A 4,709-nucleotide genomic window follows, 5' to 3' on the forward strand; every position below is an offset into this window, starting at 1 on the left:
TCGCCGCGCTGCTCGCCGCCCGGCTCGGCGTGCCCGTCGTCCCCGCCTACGCCTCCGCCGCCGCGCCCACCGTGACCGAGGCGGTGCGCGCCCTCGCCGCCCGCGGACGCACCCGGGTCGCGGTCGCCTCATGCTTCACCGCGCCCGGCCGGTTCGCCGCCGAGTGCGCGGACGCGGCGCCCGGCACCGTCTCCGACCCGCTGGGCACCCACCCCGCGATGGCCCGCCTGCTGCTCCACCGCTACGACCAGGCGCTGCGCACGCCCGCCCCGGTCGCCGGGCCGGCCACCCCCGTCGCCGCGCAGGCCGCCCTCGCGACGGCCTGACCGACGGCGTGACGTGACGGGCCCGACCGACGGCGTGGCGTGACGTCCCGACGTGACGGTCCGGCCGACGGCCTGACCTGACGGCCCGACCCGGCCACCGGTGTCCGGGTTGTCACCGGCCGGGGCTACTGTCGGGTCATGGAAGGCATCACGACCGGCACGACCGCCCCGTCCGCGAACCACCTCCCGCCCGCCGGGTACGACCCGTCGGCGGTCGAGCGCTGGGCCGCCGAGCCCGACAAGCGCCCGGGCCGCACCGCCTTCCAGCGCGACCGCGCGCGCGTGCTGCACTCCGCGGCGCTGCGCCGCCTCGCCGGCAAGACGCAGGTCGTCACCCCCGGCGAGCAGAGCCAGGTGTGGGACGCCAGCCCCCGCACCCGCCTCACCCACTCCCTGGAGTGCGCCCAGGTCGGCCGTGAGCTGGGCGCCGCCCTCGGCTGTGACCCCGACCTGGTGGAGGCCGCCTGCCTCTCCCACGACCTCGGCCACCCGCCGTTCGGGCACAACGGCGAACAGGCGCTGAACGAGTTCGCCCGGGACTGCGGCGGCTTCGAGGGCAACGCCCAGTCGCTGCGGCTGCTCACCCGCATCGAGCCCAAGCGGTTCACCCCCGAGGGCTCCGTCGGCCTCAACCTCACCCGGGCCGCCCTCGACGCGGCCACCAAGTACCCCTGGCCGCGCGGCGCCCACCCCACCGACCCGGCGTCGGTGAAGTTCGGCGTCTACGACGACGACCGCCCGGTCTTCGAGTGGCTCCGCAAGGACGCCCCCGGCACCCGCACCTGCTTCGAGGCGCAGGTCATGGACTGGGCGGACGACGTGGCGTACTCGGTCCACGACGTGGAGGACGGGCTGCACGCGGGCCACATCGACCCCAACTGCCTGCACGCCGACCCGGAGCGGGACGCGGTCTTCGCGGTCGCCGTCGGCCGGTACGTCCCGGCGGACACCGACCCCGCCGAGCTGGCCGAGGCCCTCGACCGGCTGCTCGCCCAGGAGTGGTGGCCGCACGGCTACGACGGCACCGCCGTCGCCCAGGCCCGCCTCAAGGACGCCACCAGCCAGCTCATCGGCCGCTTCTGTCTGGCCGCCGAGTCGGCCACCCGGCAGGCGTGGGGCGGCGGCCGCCTCACCCGGTACGCGGCCGAGCTGGTCGTCCCGCGCCCCACCCGCATGGAGTGCGCGGTCCTCAAGGCGGTCGCCGACCGGTACGTCATGCAGCGCGCCGAGCAGGAGCGGCTCCGCGCCGACCAGCGCGTCGTCGTGCTGGAGCTGGCGGAGGCGCTGACCGCCCGCGCGCCCGACGGACTGGACCCGCAGTTCCGCACGCTGTTCGACCGGGCGCCCGACGACCGCGCCCGCAAGCGGGTCGTCGTGGACCAGATCGCGTCCCTGACCGACGCCTCGGCCCGCTCGCTGCACGCCCGGCTCACCGCCCGTACGTGAGACAGGACGTGAGACGAAACGTGAGACAGAGCATGAGACAGGTGGCCTGATCGGGTCACTCCCCCTTCCCGCCGCCTCCCCGGTGCGGGAGGCTCGCAGGTGGCAAACCCTCGAAGGAGGCATCACGTGGTCGACGCGGATCAGACTTTCGTCATCGTCGGAGGCGGCCTGGCCGGCGCGAAGGCGGCCGAGACGCTGAGAGCGGAGGGCTTCACCGGCCGCGTGATACTGATCTGCGACGAACGCGACCACCCCTACGAGCGGCCGCCGCTGTCCAAGGGCTACCTCCTCGGCTCGGCGGAGCGCGACAGCGTCTTCGTGCACGAGCCCGGCTGGTACGCGCAGCACGACGTGGAGCTGCACCTGGGGGCGACCGTCGCCGCCGTGGACCGCGCCGCGAAGACCGTCCGCTTCGGCGAGGACGGCACCACCGTCCGCTACGACAAGCTGCTGCTCGCCACCGGCGCGGAACCCCGCCGGCTCGACATCCCCGGCACCGACCTGGCCGGCGTCCACCATCTGCGCCGCCTCGCCCACTCCGAGCGCCTCAAGGGCGTCCTCACCTCCCTCGGCCGGGACAACGGCCACCTGGTGATCGCCGGCGCGGGCTGGATCGGCCTGGAGATCGCCGCCGCCGCGCGGCACTACGGCGCGGAGGTCACCGTCGTCCACCGGGGGCAGACCCCGCTGCACTCGGTGCTCGGCCCCGAGCTCGGCATGCTCTTCGCAGAGCTGCACCGCGAGCACGGCGTGCGGTTCCACTTCGGCGCCACGCTCACCGAGATCACCGGCCAGGACGGCATGGTCCTCGCCGCCCGCACCGACGACGGCGAGGAGCACCCGGCGCACGCCGTGCTCGCCGCGATCGGCGCGGCCCCGCGGACCGCCCTCGCGGAGGCGGCGGGCCTGGAACTGGCGGACGCCGCGTCCGGCGGGGGCGTCCTCGTCGACGAGCGGCTGCGCACGTCCGACCCGGACGTCTACGCGGCCGGCGACGTCGCGTCCTTCCCGCACGGCCTGTTCTCCACCCGGCTGCGGGTGGAGCACTGGGCCAACGCGCTGAACGGCGGGCCGGCGGCGGCCCGCGCGATGCTCGGGCGGGACGAGGTCTACGACCGCGTCCCGTACTTCTTCACCGACCAGTACGACCTGGGCATGGAGTACTCCGGGTGGGCGCCGCCGGGGTCCTACGACCAGGTGGTCATCCGGGGCGACGCGGGGAAGCGGGAGTTCGTCGCCTTCTGGGTGCGGGAGGGGAGGGTGCTGGCGGGGATGAACGTGAACGTGTGGGATGTCACGGATTCCATCCAGCGGTTGATCCGGTCGCGGGAAGCGGTGGACACGGAGGCGTTGGCGGATCCGCATGTGCCGTTGGAGAGTCTGGTCGCCTAGCGGGGTGCCGGGGGCTGTGGCATCGCGGGTGCGGCAACGTTGTGGCTGGTCGCGCCCACGCGGCGGAGCCGCACATGTCACAGCCCCGCGCCCCTGGAGGGTGCTGCAGCGACCGGAGATGTCTGATGCGCCCCGTAGAATTCACGCGTGGCCGGGAGGATCAACGACGAGGACGTGAAGGCGGTTCGGGACGCGGTCCCGATCGACGCCGTCGTGTCCGAGTACCTCCAGCTGCGCAACGCGGGCGGCGGCAACCTCAAGGGCCTCTGTCCGTTCCACGACGAGAAGTCGCCGTCCTTCCAGGTCAGCCCGAGCAAGGGACTCTTCCACTGCTTCGGCTGCCAGGAGGGCGGCGACACCATCACGTTCGTGATGAAGATCGACCACCTCTCCTTCTCGGAGGCGGTCGAGCGCCTGGCCGGACAGGCCGGCATCACCCTGCGCTACGAGGAGGGCGGGTACAACCCCACCCACCAGCGCGGGGAGCGCATCCGCCTGGTCGAGGCGCACAAGCTGGCCGCCGAGTGGTACGCGGAACAGCTCGCGACCGCCCCCGAGGCGGAGACCGGCCGGGTCTTCCTCGCCGAGCGCGGCTTCGACCAGGCCGCCGCCGTGCACTTCGGCGTCGGCTACAGCCCCCAGGGCTGGGACCACCTCACCCGCTTCCTGCGCGGCAAGGGCTTCAGCGACAAGGAGCTGGTGCTCTCCGGGCTCGCCCAGGAGGGCCGCCGCGGCCCCATCGACCGCTTCCGCGGCCGGCTGATGTGGCCCATCCGGGACATCGGCGGGGACGTCGTCGGCTTCGGCGCCCGCAAGCTGTACGAGGCGGACAACGGCCCGAAGTACCTCAACACGCCCGACACGGCGATCTACCGCAAGTCCCAGGTCCTGTACGGCATCGACCTGGCGAAGAAGGACATCGCGAAGTCCTCCCGCGCGGTCGTCGTCGAGGGGTACACCGACGTCATGGCCTGCCACCTCGCGGGCGTCACCACGGCCATCGCCACCTGCGGCACCGCCTTCGGCTCCGACCACATCAAGATCCTGCGCCGCCTGCTGATGGACAACGGCTCGGCGCGCGTGATCTTCACCTTCGACGGAGACGCGGCCGGGCAGAAGGCCGCCCTGCGCGCCTTCGAGGACGACCAGAAGTTCGCCGCCGAGACGTACATCGCCATCGCGCCCGACGGCATGGACCCCTGTGACCTGCGTCTGGCCAAGGGCGACGAGGCGGTCGCCGACCTGGTGGAGCCGCGCACCCCGCTGTTCGAGTTCGCGCTCCGCCAGATCGTCGCCCGCTACGACCTGGACACCCCGGCCGGACGCGCCGCCGCCCTGGACGAGGCCGCGCCGGTCGTCGCCCGGATCAAGAACAGCGGCGCCCAGCACGAGGTCGCCGTCCAGCTCGCCGGGATGCTCGGCATCCTGGACACGCAGTTCGTGGTCAAGCGGGTCGCCCAGCTCGCCCGCTGGGCCCGCGACCGCGGCGGCAAGGGCCCGGCGCCCGAGCGCGGCCGGCCCGGCGCCGGCGGTCGCGGGCCCAGC

General features: G+C 73.9%; 4 protein-coding genes. All 4 read left to right on the forward strand.

What is annotated here, in order from left to right:
• On the forward strand, nucleotides 1–326 hold a 326-nt coding region (locus tag CCN29_RS15785; RefSeq protein ID WP_442538384.1), incomplete at its 5' end, for a CbiX/SirB N-terminal domain-containing protein.
• Nucleotides 327–464: 138 nt separating this feature from the next.
• Nucleotides 465–1,772 (forward strand): deoxyguanosinetriphosphate triphosphohydrolase, encoded by a 1,308-nt coding sequence (locus CCN29_RS15790; RefSeq protein ID WP_031060013.1) that lies wholly within the window; start codon nucleotides 465–467, stop codon nucleotides 1,770–1,772.
• A gap of 126 nt (nucleotides 1,773–1,898) precedes the next feature.
• On the forward strand, nucleotides 1,899–3,164 hold the full coding sequence (locus CCN29_RS15795) for an NAD(P)/FAD-dependent oxidoreductase (RefSeq protein ID WP_031018802.1): 1,266 nt from the start codon (nucleotides 1,899–1,901) through the stop codon (nucleotides 3,162–3,164).
• A gap of 147 nt (nucleotides 3,165–3,311) precedes the next feature.
• Nucleotides 3,312–4,709 (forward strand): DNA primase (gene dnaG, locus CCN29_RS15800; RefSeq protein ID WP_086682561.1); only part of this gene is annotated, 1,398 nt, incomplete at its 3' end.

The sequence above is a fragment of the Streptomyces pseudogriseolus genome (assembly GCA_002154585.1).
Classification (GTDB): Bacteria; Actinomycetota; Actinomycetes; order Streptomycetales; family Streptomycetaceae; genus Streptomyces; species Streptomyces pseudogriseolus.